Raw genomic sequence first — 16,971 nt, forward strand, 5'->3', positions numbered from 1 at the left:
GCGTTCTTCGCGAGGCCGCGATAGCGCACCTTGCCGAAACCCCACAGCCGCCGGTTACACCCCTGCATGAACTGACACGCACAAGCTGTTCGACCACATCGGTATTTCGCGCTGCGGACGCGAGCTGACGGTGAAGGAAGGCATGTCGTTGCGAGACCAATCGCTGGCCAGGGCACAGGACGATCGCTCAGACGGATAGTGAGCCCTGCGCCAGTGCAGCGATCTGACTGGCGGACAACGCGCCGCGATAGATGCGGAACTCGTCGACCAAGCCGTTGAAGTACGGGTCCGCCTGGAACTGAGAACGCCCGACCCAGTTCTGCGCGGTTGGACCAATGCGCCACGGCGCGAATGGGACGTTGCTCAGACTCTTCACGGCAGCACCGTTGACGTAGAGTGTCAGCGTTGAGCCCGAGAGTGTCACGGCCACGTGTGTCCATTGGCCTGTCGGCAATGCCGCGGTTCCGTCGAGGTGGTATTCGCCGTGATTGCCGTTTGTCGTGATCGCAAAGCGCATGACATTGACACCGCCTGCCTTCGGCGATAAGAACATGTAGCGTCCGGTGCCGGACCCGAAATCGAATACGCGCTGCCAGGATGCACCGCCGTTCCAGTTGACCCAAACCGCAGCCGAGAAATCCGACACGTCGGCGACGACGTCGTCTGGCAGGCTCACATAGCCGCTGGCACCATCGAGCGAAACTGCATTGCCGGACTTGCCCGCCACATGCGTGACACCGCCGACGAGCGCGCCCGTATGGCCGTTGCCGCTCGAATCGGCTGCGCTCGTACCGCTCGTCTCGTCAAAAGGCAGGTAGGTGTGCAACTGCACCGCCGTTACGGCGACGGCTTCCGCCGAATTCGCACTTTCGCCTGAGGACGTCTGCGCGCTCACGACGTAGTACCATGTGCCGGACGACGGACTGTCGGTGTAGGTCAGCAGGCCGGCAATACCGGTGGCGACAGTCGTGTACGGACCACCCGTGGTTGCGGCGCGCTTCACGTTATAGCTTGTGCCATTGCCCACGCCCCACCACGACAGCACAACCTGACACGCGGTCGGCCAGGCCGTGAGCCCGCTCGGCGCGGAGGCCGGCGTACCGGGATCGAGCGTGGAAGTGAGCGTGCCGTAGCCGAGCTGATCAAAATCTCCGCTAGTGTTGCCCGTGGGTCCGCCTTCCGGCTGCATCTGCAGCGCCATCTGTTCCGTCCACGGCGCTGCCAGCCCCTTTCGATTGACGTAGTGGTTGTACACGAGCGCCCAGCATCGACGGAGCGTAGGCTGCGCGGAGGTCGACAATTGTGTTTGCGTGACGTCCACGTTGGAATACGTCAAATAAGGCATGGTGTAGAACGTCGTGCCGTCCGGTTGATGGAGATTGGACTTTGCGACGTACTCCGCGCCTGCCAGGAATCGATTGTTGTCGAAGCCGTAGAGATCGATGCCCTGATTCCAGGCCATTTCGCAGATGATGCCGCCCAGCGCAATGCCGAGCGTGGCGTGTCCCTGGTCTCGCCCGCTTTCCTGCCACTGCCCAAGGTAGCCGGGATGGAGGTAGTAGACGGCTTGCCGGATCGCTCCGTTGCCCGTTCCGAACAGAAAGTAGTTGACCGCTTCGTCGAACAGAGTCTGGTCGTCGCAAAGCACGCCGATTGCCATGATCGATGCAATGTTGCAAAGGTCCCAATTGGCCCAATAGTGCGTGATGTCCGTACCGTTGTGACCGTTCAAGAAGGCGTAATTGATCGGATAGAAGACATTGCGCATCATTGACTGGAACGCGGCAAGGTTGGCTGCCGACAAGCCGGGGTAGGTGCGCATGATCTCGCCAACAACGGCGAACTCGTAGCCGTAAATACCGGCCGCCAGGTCGACGTTGGTATCTCCGGCAAGATCCTGTAGCGTCGAAGACCATGCATTCATTATTCGGACGGCCGTATCGGCGTGCGTGGTATCGCCGGTGACCTTCCAGTACAACGCATTCGCGTAGGCGGCTGCAATATTCTGCATGAGATGCGGGTAACTGCCCCCGGTCGACGTGCGTGTAATCTCAGCCTGCGCGAGCAGGGTTTGACCCGTGTTTGAATGGCCGTTTGCAACGAGCGCTTGCCAGCCAGCGAACCAGGGCGAGGCTTGTGCAGTGACCTTCTGGGCCATCCGGTCAAAATCACCCTGCACATTCGAAAGTCCCGGGTGAATGAAGCTGCCGCTCGTCGTCACGCTGGGCTCGCCCGTCGCCGCTTGCGCGAACGTCGTGACCGCGCCGTCGCCCAACGCCGTGGTCGACGCGCGCGCCACTGCGGTTTCGCCGCTGCTGCTGGTGCCGCCGCCGCATGCCGTCAGCGCGAGCGCGCCGAGGCTATGCAGGAAGGTGCGGCGTGAAATTCCCGCGCCGAAATCGCTCTTCTTCGTTTCATCCATCTATGGTTACTCCGGCTATGTGGCCATGGTTGAAAAGCACTGCCGCCGATAATTCCGCCGGTCGCGCCGCAAACGTTTGCGTCAAGCGGCGCGAGCACCCGCGCGGCGAGAAGCGCCTTCCCTTTGGTTAACGGAAGGATTGCAGGGCCCTTTAGCGAAAACTGGGTAGGAATTTTCTGAAATCGGTTCGCGCGTCCGCACTGCCACGGATGCTGGAGGTCGCACCTTCGAGCGCGTGGCAAACATCTCTCTCCGTGGTCTTACCGACGCGCGATCATTGCGCCCACGCTGTTTGCTGCTGGGCCGGCGGCAATTTCCCATTGCTTGGAACAGTGCCGCCGTATCGGTCAGGGGCTGGCTTCATGAAAGGCGTGAAGCGACGCCTCGAGCAGATCGGGTGCGGGAGAAGCAGAGGCCGCCGGTGCGCCATTTTTACGGTGCATTGATCCGGTCGAGGATCTTCTGCCCATCGGGTGCGCCCGACATTGTTCTCAGAAAAACCACGTTGCGGCCGAGAATCTTCCGGCTCTCTGCAGCCGGCAGCGGTGAATCCAGCCGCACGAAGTCCGAGAGCTTCTGGTAATGACACTCATCCATGTTGCCTTGATGGTCGGTCTTGAGCGTTTTTCCCGTTCCCGTGCCGAACGCAACGATGCCCTTGCCATTTTCATAAAGGAACACGACGTCGTTCTTCTGGATGCGGTCGATGTTGAACTTCCACGGAGCATAGAAAGCTGCCGCGACGCCCTCGTTGAGCATGCGCTCGTGATCCTCGATGCGGTGGCGCTTGTTGGTGTTGAGGATGTGAAAGTGGCTTGCGCCCTCTGCGTCAGGCTCATCTGCCAAAATTTTAGAGTGATGCACTGCGGCCGATCATGTAAATCCAAGTTCATATATCTGATAATGTCCTCTATCACATATAGGCTGGCCATTGAGAACGACAATCAAGGTGCTGGTCGTGATGACACATTACGGAAGCGCTGTCTTGGCGAGAAGCACGGGGACGGATCGCTCGAACGGAAGTCATCGTCGGCCGGAATGGCCATCGAATCTGGGCCGCTGCACACAGCACTTGAAAATGGAGCTGGCTCGTCCGTCGAGTCGGTCGCCGTCGCTTTGCCAAATGGCAGCTCGTTGCTCATCAACAGACGTTCACCGACAGAGTGCGAAGGACCGTTCCTGGCCGACTGTACTCATTCACAGATGCCGTCCGAGAGCGGCCGTCGAGGACTTCAACGGCCGCTCTACAGCACCCTTATTGAACTGGTGCTTCCGGCCAGGAGCGGATGGTCATCCGCCACACAAAGCAGCCTTTCGAACGACCGGTCCACTCCGGAACCTACCAATGCTCAACGAGAACATTTCCACCCAGCGGTCACTTTGCTCTTGTGGCAGCAACGCAGTCGGCGCACCCAGTGTTTTCAGTTGAGTTGATCAAACATCGTTTCGATTTCGGGTAGTGACGAGGGCGGTCTTACCTCGAAGCACACATCTAGATGAGGGATGGTGATCTTCTCTTGGCTACTGCAACAATCGCCGAAGATTTTGCCCGACAAGCACGGGCACCGGACTGCTTCGCTCAGATGGGCTACCTCTGAGCGATCAATGACTCGAGAAGTAACCTTCTTGCTCCATTCGTGGAACGGAGAAGCAAGCCTCGCGACAATAAAGTCGATATTAGAGTAGTTATATTGATCAACCCTGTTTCCATCGTCACCCATCAAAAAGGCGACCGAATACTTCTGCACCGGACTTTCGACGGCAGAAATGCTCAATAGGTCGCATTCGTCTATCCGATGAAAACACATTTCGCCGTTATATATGTCACCCACAATGTGGCCACAGGGTGTGCGAGGCTTAACTTGGGCACCGCAAACACTGCAAGTGATCTTCTTTTTTAGGAACTCTGGGCTAAAAAACATTTTATACGGGTACATGTCTGTCTTGCCAACGCTCGACCATTCGCTCCGTATAGTTCAGAAAATGTTCGTCGTGTTCGTCGCGCGGATGGTGCCTTCTCAGAAACTTTAACTGAATTTCGACTTGTTCAAAGGTGCACCACGCTTCGTAGAACTTCTGGTCTTTCAACAAGCGGAACGCCAGAATGAAGGTTCGCTGGATTTCTCCGATAGTTCGACATTTCCAAAGCGCAGTCGCTTCGGGCTGGTCATTTCGAGCAACGGCATTAGCTATTGCGGTGTTTATTTCCTCGTACAAGCTGTCGCTCAAACACTCTGGGGACTCTACCTCAGGCGCCTTGAGCAGCGAGAGGAATTCGCGAGAAGTTCGAAGTGGCATACTATTAGTCATTTTTCGTCCGCGGAGCGTGATGAGTATGCTGTTGATGGTCCATACACTTCTTCGACAATTCCCCGACCGCATCCGAAAGTAGGTGAAAATCAGACGCATTGCCGTCAAAGTGAAAGCTAAAGCCGCGACACTCGTGATCCTGTACGACGATCGATGCTTCAACAGTGTCCTGTGGTTTGGCGCGCAACTCATCGTAGAGGTAGTTAGTGAGTAAGCCCACTAACAACGGGCCAGCGACATAAGTGACGAGCATTGTGCCGAGGCGGTGTGCAGCGCCATGTAAGGCCAGTTCTAGATATTGGTCATCGTCAATGCAAATTTCGACGTTGTATGCGGCGGCCGCTTCCCTGAGAAACTGAAAAAGTCGTGGCGTACCTTGATGGAATACGAACTCAACTTCATTTCTGTACTGCTCTATCGGTACGAGCAAGATATCTGCGGATGTGATAGCTGCAATATTGTCCCTGCCGAGTCCTTTTGATGTCCAGTATGGGATCAGTTCGTTGGATTCCGTTATCGTAATTGTCTGAGACATAGCTTTTTTAAGTTGGTCTTGTGTGTATGGTCTTTCTAGCACGTGCTTGTAATCAAGCGACTGTTGGCGCGCACGCTGTTCGTTGTTGCCGAGCCACCCCTATTTGCACAGTGCGAAATGTCAGATGATATACTTATCAGCAGTGCTCAGTCGGCTGCGGAATGCAACGGTATTCCAGAGGTGGCTGAGTGGTTGAAGGCAGGGGACTGATACTCTCCCAGCCGCCTAAGCGGTTCACGGGTTCGAATCCCGTCCTCTCCGCAAAGCCCCCGTCTCGCGACGGGGGCTTTTTCGGTTTACAGCTTGAAATGCGGCTCCCTTTCCGGCTCGCTCACGGCGAGCAAGCCCGATCATTTCGCTCCGGCGTCGCATCCGCCGCGGCCGATTCGCGAGATGGCCGATGTCGGCACTGGCGACTGGCAGGTTCTTCGACGGGAAGTACGAGATTGATACCAAGTGCTGAAGGCCCGAATGGCTGTTCGTGCTTAGAGAGCCGCCGTTGAAGAGGAGCCACCTCGTGCGGCCGCTTCGGGTCGCAAGTACTCGTTCGCTCTCCGCGGGACGAGTCATTCGCGACCACCGACCTGTGAATGACAGGAAAGCGCCCCATACCCGTCTGACCGGCACAGATGCTCGAATGACGGCTCAGGCCGAGAAGCGACCGGCAGGCGATCGGTCGGGCCTCTGCTCCGAACAGCTTCGCGATGGACTGGCGGCCACGATCCCCTAGGCTTTGCCCACCGACGTACGTAATATTCCCGCCAAAGCTGCCCAAGCCGCCCGGTCGCGACCCAAGACTCATTTCCATGGACATTGATCAATTCATTGAAACCCTTCTCAAGCGGGCCTTTCTGGCATGTCCACACCACGTCAACTAACGGGTGCTATCGGCCGAACATCTGCGATAGCGTGACCGGGCCCGCTTCGCCGTCGAAGCGGTAATCCTCCGGCACGACGCCGCCCGCCGGCAGCGCACGACGCTGCGCGGCGACACGCTCGATCTGGCGGCGCAGCTCGATCTCCTCGGCGAGCAACGCGTTGCGCGCGCGTCGATATTCGGGGCTCTCGCCCGGAAAGCGCGAGGGCAAGTCGGCCAGTTCGCGGGCCGGTTTCAGCGTATGCATCGAAGTGTTTGCGTCGTTCATCAGTCATCTCCTTGCGAGAAATCGTCAGAAAAACGGACGGAAGACGAGCGGGCATCGTCGCTTTGCCGCCCTTCCTGTAGGGACGACGAACGAGGCCGCGGAAAATCGACAGGCCTCGCCATGATTTTGCAGCGGCGGCTTTTTGCGGGGATTTTGCCGGCGGTTTGACCATCCACTCGCCAGGCGCCGGCGCAAGGTATGCTTGCGCCAAACAGCAAGCTCGTTACACCCGCCAACACCACCCGGCACGCGCGCCACGCACGACGCGGCGCCTTGGGGAACGCACATGCCGCTTCGTCTGCCACCCCTGCCCGCGCTTCGCTTTTTCGAAGCGGCCGGCAGGCATCAAAGTTTCAAGCTCGCCGCCGCCGAGCTGAACGTCACGCCGAGCGCGATCAGTCACGGCATCGTCGGACTCGAGGGAGCGCTCGGCGTCGAACTGTTCGTGCGCGAGCCGCGCGGCATCTCGCTAACGGCGATTGGCGCGGATTATCTGTCGTACGTCTCCGAGGCGTTTTCGCTGATCGCGATCGGCACGCAACGTCTGCCCAATCATCGCGCGGATCGGCCGATCGCGCTCAGCTGCGCGCCGACCTTCGCGTCGCGCTGGCTGCTACCGCGCCTCGCCGGTTTTCGCGCGCGCTGGCCGCATGTCGTCGTGAGCGTGGACACCTCGCGTCGCCAGGTCGGCTTTCCGGTCGACGGCTTCGACTTTGCGATCCGCATGAGTCGCGCGCCGGTCGCCGGCACGGCATGGACGCGCCTGTTCGGCGAGCGCTTCGTGCCCGTGTGCAGCCCTGCTTATCTGGAAACGCTGCGCGACGAGCACGGTGTCCCGAGCCTGCGACGCGCGACGCTGATTCACGTGAATGCCGCGAGTGAAGACTGGCAGGCGTGGCTCGACGCGACCGGCACCGGCGGCATCGATACAGGCGGCGGCTTGCACGTCGACACGATCCAGCTCGCCCTCGAGGCGGCCAGCATGGGCCTCGGCGTCGCGCTCGGCCGCAAGCCGCTGGTCGACGGCGATCTGGCGAGCGGCGCGCTGGTCGAGGCTTGCGCACCCACCGTCGCATCGACTACCGCCTACTGGCTGGTCAGCGCGGAGAATGCGGACAGCGCGATCCGGCGGCCCGAGCTCGCCGATTTCAAACGTTGGCTCGTCGACGCGGCGGCGGCCTTCGACGCGCACGCGGACGCGGCGGCGGCGACGACATAGCAGCGCATAGGTGAGCCACGCTCACCTGTCGTCGAAATCTTTTCCTTTGCCGGCTGCGCGGCGGGCTGCGACGATGGTGGCCAAGGAGAAGCCGCCATGTCGACGACCCATAGCAAGCAACCCGCCCTCGCTCCGGCGACGACCGTCACCACGACGCTCGTGATCGTCGCCGGTGCGCTGATCCTGAGCGCCGCGATGGGCATCCGCCAGACCTTCGGCCTGTTCATCGGTCCGTTCTCGTTCGACCGCGGTCTGCCGGTCACGCTGATCGCTTTCGCGATCGCGCTGCACAACCTCGTGTGGGGCTTCGCGCAGCCGTTCGCGGGCGCGGCCGCCGATCGCTATGGCTCGGCGCCGGTCGTCGCGTTCGGCGCTTCGACATTCGCGGCCGGCCTCGCGCTGTCGGCGGTCGCCCCGAGCGGTGCGCTGCTGGTGACCGGCATGGGATTGCTGGTCGGCATCGGCGTGAGCTGCACGACCTTCGGCGTGGTGTTGCCAGCGGTCGGCCGCGTTGCGTCGCCGGAGAAGCGCAGCGTCGCGATGGGGCTCGTCAGCGCCGGCGGCTCCGCCGGACAGGTGCTGATGGTGCCGCTCGTACAAGGCATCCGGCTGCATTCGGGCATCGCGACATCGCTATTCGTGCTCGCTTTCGCCATGCTGCTCATCGCGCCGCTCGGCATCGTGCTCGACCGGCGTGCGCCGATCCACGCGACGGCTCAGGCGCGGTTCGAGGACGCGCCCGCGGCGCCGCTGCGCGAGGTTCTGTCACAAGCGATGCGCCATCGCGGCTACCGCTTGCTGACGCTCGGCTTCTTCACCTGCGGCTTTCAGCTCGCGTTCATCGCGACGCATCTGCCCGAGTATCTGACGCTGTGTCATATGCCGATCGGGCTGGGCGCCACCGCGCTTGCGCTGATCGGCCTGTTCAACATGGCGGGCAGTTGGGCATGTGGTTGGCTCGGCGGCCGGTTCCGCCAACATCATGTGCTCGGCTGGCTTTATCTGATTCGCAGCGCGACGATCGCCGCATTCTTCGCGCTGCCGAAAAGCGCTGTGTCCGTGGTGATCTTCGCGGCGGTGATGGGCCTCACGTGGCTCGGCACCGTACCGCTGACGAGCGGGCTAGTCGCCAAGGTGTTCGGCACGCGTCACCTCGGCAGCCTGTTCGGCGTGTGCTTTCTGAGCCATCAGATCGGCTCGTTTCTCGGCGCGTGGCTCGGTGGCCTCGTGTTCGATCTGACGGGCTCGTACTCACTGCTATGGGTAGCGACGGTCGCGGCGGGATTGATCGCGGCACTGCTGCATTTCCCGATCGACGACACCGTGGTGATGACGCCCGCGCGGCGTTCGTCTCGCCCCGCGCAGGCGTGATGCGAATTGCCGATAGAGATGCTGAAGCGATTCCAGCCGAGGCTACTTTTTCGGTGCATCCGCCGCGGCTTTCGGCACACGCCCCATCAGATAGAACTCGTCGTTCGGACGCATCGAGATCACGTTGGCCATCCGGTTCGACAGCCCGAAAAACGCGGTGATTGCCGCGATGTCCCAGATGTCTTCATCGGTGAAGCCGTGGCCGCGCAGTGTCTGGAAGTCTTCTTCGTCGACCGTGCCCGACGCGCGGCACACCTTCAGCGCGAAATCGAGCATCGCCTTCTGGCGGTCCGTGATGTCGGCCTTGCGGTGATTGACCGCGACCTGATCGGCGAGCAGCGGCGCTTTTTCGTAGATGCGCAGAATCGCGCCGTGGGCGACCACGCAGTAAAGACAATCGTTGACCGCGCTCGTCGCGACCACGATCATCTCCCGCTCGCCTTTCGTTAGACCGCCCTCTTTCAGCATCAACGCATCGTGATAAGCGAAGAACGCGCGGAATTCGTCGGGCCGATGCGCGAGCGTCAGAAACACGTTCGGCACGAAACCCGCTTTCTCCTGCACTTCGAGAATGCGGGCACTGATGTCTTCGGGCCACTCGCTCGGCTCGGGGACCGGGTAGCGGCTGATGGGCTGAAGCGTGGCCATGCGCTGTCTCCGTGATCTCTGTCGGGGTATGCCGACCATTGTAGCAACGCGATTTCGCGGTCGCCCGCGCTTCACCAGGTCCGCTCGATCCCGTCCGACATTGCCGCCCGTATCGTCTAGACTTCCAGTTCGGCATGCGTGAAGCCGCCCGGCACGGCGGCGACGAAAGGAGCGACCATGTCAAACGTTACGTACGACGCGCGGGCCCCGGTGGTCAAGGTGCGGCCCGAACGGGAAATGGCGACGATGCAGCAGCTGCCCTATTTCGTCGGCATTTCGGCGGGCACCGCGGGCACTACCGGCCTGTCGATGTACATGGTCGTGGTCCCGCCTGGCGGCCATGCGGAGCCGCACTTTCACGCCGACTACGAGACGGCGATCTATATGCTCGAAGGCAAGATCGAGACGCGCTACGGCCCGGGCTTGCGCGAGTCCGTCATCACCGAGCCGGGCGACTTCCTGTTCATTCCGCCTGGCGTGCCGCATCAGCCGTTCAATCTCGACGCGAACGCCGCGGCGCGCGCGATCGTCGCGCGCAATCACGCGGACGAGCATGAGCGCGTGGTGCCCTATGATCCGTCCGAGGATGCGTGAGGCAACGGGCCTCTTCCCGGACCGCCTCGCCTGAAGCGAGGCAAATCATGCTTCTCAAACCGGTTTGATCCACTTGCCGCGCGGCGCATGCAGGCCGCGCCGCGTCGTGCGCCGCGCCCATTCGTCGGTCGCGCGCGGGTGATCGGCGGCGGCGCCCTGCACGACCAGATCGTGCAAATGATGCTGCTCGTGCGACACAACGGCGGCACGATCTTCGATACGTTCGCGGTGATCTTCGCGGCGGTTCTGGTGTATCGCTGGCTGCGCCGCTTGCAGTTTCGTCGCTGGCTCGCGCATACGCGCATTACGCCCGATCAGCTCGACGCGATGATGAAGTCGAACGAACCGCCGCTGATTCTCGACGCGCGCCCGAGCACCGTGCGCGAAAAGGAATCGCACCGCATTGCCGGCGCCCGGCCGCTCGATCTCGAGTCGCCCGATCCGATTCATCCGGAATACCTGAAGCGGCCGATCGTCGTCTATTGCGTGTGTCCCAACGAAGCGACCGCGAAGCGCATCGTCAGGCAATTGCATCGGAAGAACATTCATCATGTGCGCGCGCTGAAGGGCGGTCTCGATGCGTGGGAAAAGCGCGGCTATCCGGTCGAGCCACTGCCGACCGACTTCAATATGGCGATGGCACACATGCTCGAAGACAAGGGCAACGAAGGCGAATACACGCTGCGCGCACGTCTCGCGGAGTGAATGAACAGTAGACGAAACACGCGGCATCACGCTCGATGCCGCTTTGCCAAAATCCAAAAATAAATTGACGGCATTTTTAGCTCGTATATCCTAGCTAGTGGGAGATCTTGTGGGCGGCGCGGCGAATTAAGCTACTACCGTCTAGTACCGTTTCTTCTCGATCAACCCGTGTCCTGTTTCTTCAATATCCGCTGTGGATTCGAAACAGGCCGTTCAATACCCTCAACTACGCCAGTCGAGTGTCATCGTGAGAGTCCGAGGCCCTTTGGTGAATTGGAATCGCAGTCAGGCGCGTTGTACTTGCGCTGACGGCGCCAGCGCCGACGGCAGCAACGGCAGCCTTGCGTTTCGCCGCTTTCTGTCCGTCGTCACAGTCCTGTCGCGTCGTTCCGTTCGACGCCGCAACGTCCTCTCCGCGCGCGCGTTCATCGCGGTGCGCACAGACGAAGTCGCTTCGCTGCTGCCGTAGCGCCTCTCCTCTTTCATCTCTTTTGGCTGCTCGATTCGTCCGTTTGCGCGCGTTTTCGCGAACTGGCTGCTTGCGTCCGCGCGGCACTGACTGATCACCGCGCATCGCGACGGATTCAATCGAACCGCTTCTAATCGGGTAAGCGCTGCGCGTTATTGCGCGGATTCGCTTTGGCGTCGACTCGCCTTCGCGTTTTCCCACCTCGCCGCGCGCGCTATTTAACGCCGTTCACGTGATGTGCGGCGGGGGATCGACACGCCTATTCGTTATGCGAAACCAACCAATAGCAGGAATCACCGCCGATAGAACGATGCTCGGCGCTCATCCGTCGCACGTGGTCGGCGGACTGAACGACCATCGCGGGAACGAGGACGACTCGCTCGACGCGCAATACGCCGCATTGCATTCGATCGTACTGACGCGCGGCGGCATGCTGCAGCGCCTCGCGGGCTGCGCCCACGAAGCGCGGGTGAATTCATTGCACGGTCAGGGCATCGCGCGACTGGGCGTAGGCCACGAGGTCCAAGCCCTCGCAGCGGACGGCCTGATCGAAGCAATCAGCGTCAGTAACGCCAGCGCATGAATACACGAAACCCTGCACACATGACGCAGGTCGCGGACCAGAACAGAGAGAACAATCATGCATGACATCGACGAATTTCTGAAAAAGCATCATGTCACCGAAATCGAAGCAATTATTCCGGACATGGCCGGCATCGCGCGCGGCAAGATCATTCCGCGCAGCAAGTTCGAATCGGGCGAATCGATGCGTCTGCCGCAGGCGGTGATGATCCAGACCGTCACCGGCGACTATCCGCAAAGCGATTCGCTGACCGGCGTCACCGATCCCGACATGGTGTGCGTACCCGACGCGAGCACGATCCGGATGATTCCGTGGGCAGTCGACCCGACCGCGCAGGTGATTCACGATTGCGTGCATTTCGACGGCACCCCGGTCGAAATCTCGCCGCGCTGTGTGTTGCGGCGCGTGCTCGATCTATATAAGGCGCGCGGCTGGAAACCGGTGATCGCGCCGGAGCTCGAGTTCTATCTGGTCGACATGAACCGCGATCCCGATCTGCCGTTGCAACCGCCGGTCGGACGTACGGGTCGCGCGGAAACCGGACGCCAGGCGTATTCGATCGAAGCGGTCAACGAATTCGACCCGTTGTTCGAAGACATCTACGAGTACTGCGACGTGCAGGAACTCGAAGTCGATACGCTGATACACGAAGTCGGCGCCGCGCAGATGGAAATCAACTTCATGCACGGCGATCCGCTCAAGCTCGCGGACAGTGTGTTTCTCTTCAAGCGCACCGTGCGCGAAGCGGCGTTGCGTCACAAGATGTACGCGACTTTCATGGCGAAGCCGATGGAAGGTGAGCCGGGCTCGGCGATGCACATGCATCAAAGCCTCGTCGATATGGAAACCGGCCGCAACCTCTTCACCGCCGCCGACGGCGAGCCGACCTCGCTGTTCACCGGCTTTATCGCCGGCTTGCAGAAATACACGCCGGCGCTGATGCCGATCTTCGCGCCGTACATCAATTCGTACCGGCGTCTGTCGCGTTTCATGGCCGCGCCGATCAATGTCGCGTGGGGTTATGACAATCGCACGGTCGGCTTCCGGGTTCCGCATTCCGCGCCGGTCGCGCGCCGCATCGAGAACCGGATTCCGGGTGTCGATTGCAATCCGTATCTGGCGATTGCCGCGACCTTGGCGGCGGGCTATCTCGGCATCACGCAGCGGCTCGCCGCAACCGAACCGCTGGCGAGCGACGGCTATGCCCTGCCCTATCAATTACCGCGCAATCTCGAAGAAGGCTTGACGTCGATGAGCGCGTGCGAGCCGATTGCCGAAGTACTCGGCGAGCAGTTCGTCCGAGCGTATCTCGCCTTGAAAGAGACCGAATACGAAGCGTTTTTCCGCGTGATCAGTTCGTGGGAACGCCGGCATTTGCTGCTGCACGTTTGAGTGCTGCGGGCCAATCGGTCAATGAGAACCTTGAAAAGACGGAGGGCAGTATGAGCTATAAGACTGAAGACGTGATGTATGCGGAAAAGGAAACGTCGCAGCATGGCGGCACGAAAGACGCGCCGACCTCGCAAGCCACATCGCGCAGCACCGCCGAATACCGCGCGCTCGATGCCGCGCATCACATCCATCCGTTCTCGGATATGGGCTCGCTCAATCGCGCGGGTTCTCGCGTGATCGTCAAGGCGCAAGGCGTGTACCTGTGGGACTCGGAGGGCAACAAGATCATCGACGGCATGGCGGGACTCTGGTGCGTGAACGTCGGCTACGGCCGCCAGGAACTGGCCGACGCCGCATTCCGGCAGATGCGGGAACTGCCGTACTACAACACGTTTTTCAAGACGACGCATCCGCCCGTGATTGAACTGTCTGCCCTGCTCGCCGAACTGACGCCCGCCCCATTCAATCACTTCTTCTACTGCAACAGCGGCTCGGAAGGCAACGACACCGTGCTGCGCATCGTCCATCAATACTGGGCGACGCAACGACAGCCCGCGAGGAAGTTCGTCATCGCGCGCAAAAACGCTTATCACGGGTCGACGATCGCGGGCGGCACGCTCGGCGGCATGGCTTATATGCATGAGCAGATGCCATCGAAAGTCGAGAACATCGTACATATCGACCAGCCCTATTTCTTCGGCGAAGCGGCAAGCGATCAGACGGCGGAAGAATTCGCACTGGCTCGCGCGCGGCAGCTCGAAGCGAAGATTCTCGAACTCGGTGCGGACAATGTCGCCGCATTTATCGGTGAGCCTTTCCAGGGAGCGGGCGGCGTGATTTTTCCGGCTGACACGTATTGGCCGGAAATCGAGCGCATTTGCCGCAAGTACGACGTGCTGCTCGTCGCGGACGAAGTGATCGGCGGCTTCGGCCGAACCGGCGAATGGTTCGCGCATCAGCACTTCGGCTTCGAGCCGGACCTGATCACGCTCGCGAAGGGACTGACGAGCGGTTACGTGCCGATGGGGGCTGTCGGTCTACATGATCGCGTCGCCCGCGCACTGATCGACAACGGTGACTTCAATCATGGCCTCACCTACTCCGGGCATCCGGTCGCGGCGGCCGTCGCGCTTGCGAATCTGAAACTGCTGCGCGACGAGAGGATCGTGGAGCGCGTCAAAGCGGATACAGGTCCGTACTTTCAGAACAAACTGCGTGAGACGTTCGCCGGTCATCCTATCGTTGGCGAGATCAGCGGCGCGGGCCTCGTGGCGGGCGTGCAACTCGCCGAGGAGCCGCTCGGGCGCAAGCGCTTCGCGAATGGCGGCGATGTCGGTACGATGTGCCGCGACTTCTGCTTCAACGGCAATCTGATCATGCGCGCGAGCGGCGACCGGATGTTGCTGTCGCCGCCGCTCGTGGTCAGTCGGCCGGAAATCGATGAAATCGTCTCGAAGGCAGAAGCGGCGATCGATGCGACCGCGCGGCGGGTGGGCATCCGATAGCACTGCGTGGTTGCGATTCAGTTTCCCTCAGCCCTCGAGTGCCCGCACAGCCTTCAAATCGCCCATCAGCCGCAGGATCGCACCAATCATCTGCCCCCCGTGACCGCCGCCGGAACGCGCGGCGGTCCTACTTTACGTAGTACCGGTCGCGCGAGCGTTCCAGGTTATGGTCAGAAAGGCCACCAGCCCTTACCGCCGTTGCCTGCATCATGGTCCGGGTGCGACCCGTCATGATGCCCGTGCGTGTCGGAGTCCCGGTCGAAGTCGAAAAGATCGAACAGGTCGCCGATCGCGGGCGCATTGACCGGCACATATGGGTTATCGCTGTACTGGACCGGGTTCGGCAAGTTGTCACGACTACGTCTGGTAATCGGTGGCAGCCCCCAGTTGCGTTCGATGAACTTGACCAACGACGCGTGATCCGCGTAGCCGTGCGAAATGCGCCCGCCAGCGGAATACTTCGACACTGCGATCATCGGGATACGCGAGCCGTCACCAAAGTAGTCGATGGGCTGCACATAGCCGGAATCGTAGTAGCCGCCGCCCTCGTCGGTGGTGATGAGGATCGCCGTAGTGGCCCATAGCTTCGGATCGCTCTTCACCGCGTCGACCAGTTTTCGCACGAATGCCTCGTAAAGCCCAAACTTCGACGATGTCGGATGCCCATCGAGCAGTCCGCCAGGCTTCACGAACGACACAGCTGGCAGCTTGCCCGCCTGGATATCCGCGTACAGGTCTGGCAAGTCCGCAAGATGTGTGTCCCGGACGTGCTTGTTCGTCATGATCGACGTCTCGTACAGGAACGGATTGCAGATGTTGCAGTAGACGCTTGTCGACGGATCCTTGATGAAGCTGTTCCAGCCCTCCCCGTAGTACTTCCACGGGATCTTGCGATCAAGCAGCGTGTCTCCGACGGTGCGCACGGGTGACGGGGGGATCGTGAACGGCGACTTCGTTCTGTCGAGCACCGTACCGTCGCCGTTATATCCCGGGTTGTAATTGTTGAGCAGGTAATAGTGCTTCGGCGCGCAGTTCGGCTTGGGATCGTAGGGCAGCGATTCAAGGTATTGGCGGATCGCGCCGACGCCGGGCTGGCCCGGGTCCGAACAGTTGCTATAGCTGCCCCCCGAGTAACCGTCCTGGGTGTACCAGTTGTTGGTGCCGGCCAACGGATCAACGTTCTCGATCTGATCCGACGGCGGCGTTGCCGCATTGCCGCTGCCGTCGGTGTAGTAGTACGCATCAGCCGCACCGATCATGATGCTGTTCGCCCCGGTTCCGCCCATCACCGGTTGGTGATAGTTATCGCTCATCGCGTATTGCTGGGCCAGTTTCGTGAAGTACGGCATGTCGCCGTTGTTCACGTTGTAGAAGCCGAGCGCATTCGAGCCTTCGCCGGTGGTCTGATCGGTAAAAGGCGTCGGTTGCGGCTTGCCGTTGCTGCCCGCGCCGATGGTGGTTTCCACCCAGGCGAACAGATCGCCGAGGCACCCGCTCGGATTCTCGCGGCTCGCATGTGCGACGGCACAATCCGCTTGCTGCCACGCCTGATAGAAGCGGTGCACCGGACCGCCCATGTACGCATCGTAGAGTGGCGGCTGCAACAGATATGGACCGCTCGGCAACGCGTTGTAGTTGGCCACCCGCGAATCTTTTACATCCTTCGGCAGTCCTGTCGCGCCGCTCAGCAACTGATCGATGTCGGACGCCTCGAGTGCCGTGCCTTCGGCCTGCACGGCCGCATCGTGAGTCGCGAAAGGTGGCGGACTTGCGTCGCTGGCCGCCGTCGGCGCACCGCCGGTATTGGGGGCCGGCAGCGGCATGTACGGGGTTTTGTTCGGTGGGGCTAACGCAAATTTTGCCGGTCCAACCAATTGCGCTTCGTATTGCTGCGCCTTATTGAAGTTCGGGCCCGGCGAACCATCAGCATTGACGATGCCCCGCGACAGCAGATTCCACACTGATTGGCCTTGCGGGGGTTGGTAGGTGCCGAACACGTGGTCGAACGTTCGGTTTTCGCCGACAACGATGATCACATGCTTGATTGGCGTTAGGGTCTGGGCCGCATGATCG

13 protein-coding genes, 1 tRNA gene and 3 pseudogenes are annotated in these 16,971 nt (G+C 60.9%); 9 read left to right on the forward strand and 8 right to left on the reverse strand.

Annotation, left to right across the window (positions count from 1 at the left end; all coding sequences use genetic code 11):
* Window positions 1-187 precede the first annotated feature (187 nt).
* The 4 genes from OKW29_RS14175 to OKW29_RS14190 form a co-directional block, all read right to left on the reverse strand.
* Entirely contained in the window at window positions 188-2,422 is a 2,235-nt protein-coding gene (locus OKW29_RS14175) for a LamG-like jellyroll fold domain-containing protein (RefSeq protein WP_429291506.1), read from the reverse strand.
* A gap of 432 nt (window positions 2,423-2,854) precedes the next feature.
* Window positions 2,855-3,286 (reverse strand): hypothetical protein, encoded by a 432-nt coding sequence (locus OKW29_RS14180; protein ID WP_429291507.1) that lies wholly within the window; start codon window positions 3,284-3,286, stop codon window positions 2,855-2,857.
* A 1,059-nt stretch (window positions 3,287-4,345) separates the two neighbouring features.
* The gene (locus OKW29_RS14185) at window positions 4,346-4,732 is read right to left on the reverse strand and encodes a hypothetical protein (protein WP_429291508.1); all 387 of its coding nucleotides are present in this window, start codon (window positions 4,730-4,732) and stop codon (window positions 4,346-4,348) included.
* Window positions 4,725-5,267, reverse strand: coding sequence for a hypothetical protein (locus OKW29_RS14190; protein ID WP_429291509.1), 543 nt, complete (start codon window positions 5,265-5,267; stop codon window positions 4,725-4,727). The genes OKW29_RS14185 and OKW29_RS14190 overlap by 8 nt, the downstream gene beginning before the upstream one ends.
* Window positions 5,268-5,443: 176 nt before the next feature.
* On the opposite strand from OKW29_RS14190, the gene OKW29_RS14195 reads away from it, so the two are divergent.
* Window positions 5,444-5,528, forward strand: a tRNA-Ile gene (locus tag OKW29_RS14195).
* Between the two features lie 629 nt (window positions 5,529-6,157).
* On the opposite strand, the pseudogene OKW29_RS14200 reads toward OKW29_RS14195, so the two are convergent.
* Window positions 6,158-6,412 (reverse strand): annotated as a pseudogene (locus tag OKW29_RS14200) (DUF899 family protein); the annotation flags it as partial.
* A gap of 286 nt (window positions 6,413-6,698) precedes the next feature.
* On the opposite strand from OKW29_RS14200, the gene OKW29_RS14205 reads away from it, so the two are divergent.
* A complete protein-coding gene (locus tag OKW29_RS14205) occupies window positions 6,699-7,631 on the forward strand; it encodes a LysR substrate-binding domain-containing protein (RefSeq protein WP_429291510.1) in 933 nt (310 codons plus the stop codon).
* A 96-nt stretch (window positions 7,632-7,727) separates the two neighbouring features.
* A complete protein-coding gene (locus tag OKW29_RS14210; RefSeq protein WP_429291511.1) occupies window positions 7,728-9,002 on the forward strand; it encodes an MFS transporter in 1,275 nt (424 codons plus the stop codon).
* 42 nt (window positions 9,003-9,044) lie between these two features.
* Here OKW29_RS14210 and OKW29_RS14215 read toward each other — a convergent pair whose 3' ends face one another.
* Entirely contained in the window at window positions 9,045-9,650 is a 606-nt protein-coding gene (locus OKW29_RS14215; RefSeq protein ID WP_090806810.1) for a peroxidase-related enzyme, read from the reverse strand.
* A gap of 177 nt (window positions 9,651-9,827) precedes the next feature.
* Between OKW29_RS14215 and OKW29_RS14220 the strand changes: the two genes are divergently transcribed.
* The gene (locus OKW29_RS14220; protein ID WP_429291512.1) at window positions 9,828-10,244 is read left to right on the forward strand and encodes a cupin domain-containing protein; all 417 of its coding nucleotides are present in this window, start codon (window positions 9,828-9,830) and stop codon (window positions 10,242-10,244) included.
* A 54-nt stretch (window positions 10,245-10,298) separates the two neighbouring features.
* On the opposite strand, the gene OKW29_RS14225 is transcribed toward OKW29_RS14220, so the two are convergent.
* A complete protein-coding gene (locus OKW29_RS14225; RefSeq protein ID WP_429292547.1) occupies window positions 10,299-10,421 on the reverse strand; it encodes a hypothetical protein in 123 nt (40 codons plus the stop codon).
* Between OKW29_RS14225 and OKW29_RS14230 the strand changes: the two are divergent.
* The 5 genes and pseudogenes from OKW29_RS14230 to OKW29_RS14250 form a co-directional block, all read left to right on the forward strand.
* Window positions 10,383-10,949 (forward strand): annotated as a pseudogene (locus OKW29_RS14230) (rhodanese-like domain-containing protein); the annotation flags it as partial. The gene OKW29_RS14225 and the pseudogene OKW29_RS14230 sit on opposite strands and share 39 nt — an antisense overlap.
* Window positions 10,950-11,196: 247 nt before the next feature.
* A complete protein-coding gene (locus OKW29_RS14235; RefSeq protein WP_316251772.1) occupies window positions 11,197-11,418 on the forward strand; it encodes a hypothetical protein in 222 nt (73 codons plus the stop codon).
* 331 nt (window positions 11,419-11,749) lie between these two features.
* Window positions 11,750-11,998: pseudogene (locus tag OKW29_RS14240) on the forward strand (gamma-glutamyl-gamma-aminobutyrate hydrolase family protein); the annotation flags it as partial.
* Window positions 11,999-12,058: 60 nt separating this feature from the next.
* Window positions 12,059-13,393, forward strand: a complete 1,335-nt coding sequence (locus OKW29_RS14245) for a glutamine synthetase family protein (RefSeq protein ID WP_184032116.1) — start codon at window positions 12,059-12,061, stop codon at window positions 13,391-13,393.
* Between the two features lie 50 nt (window positions 13,394-13,443).
* Window positions 13,444-14,898 (forward strand): aspartate aminotransferase family protein, encoded by a 1,455-nt coding sequence (locus OKW29_RS14250; RefSeq protein ID WP_429291513.1) that lies wholly within the window; start codon window positions 13,444-13,446, stop codon window positions 14,896-14,898.
* Between the two features lie 170 nt (window positions 14,899-15,068).
* On the opposite strand, the gene OKW29_RS14255 is transcribed toward OKW29_RS14250, so the two are convergent.
* On the reverse strand, window positions 15,069-16,934 hold the full coding sequence (locus OKW29_RS14255) for an alkaline phosphatase family protein (protein WP_429291514.1): 1,866 nt from the start codon (window positions 16,932-16,934) through the stop codon (window positions 15,069-15,071).
* Between the last annotated feature and the right edge of the window lie 37 nt (window positions 16,935-16,971).

It is taken from the genome of Paraburkholderia sp. CI3 (assembly GCF_050436505.1).
Classification (GTDB): Bacteria; Pseudomonadota; Gammaproteobacteria; order Burkholderiales; family Burkholderiaceae; genus Paraburkholderia; species Paraburkholderia tuberum.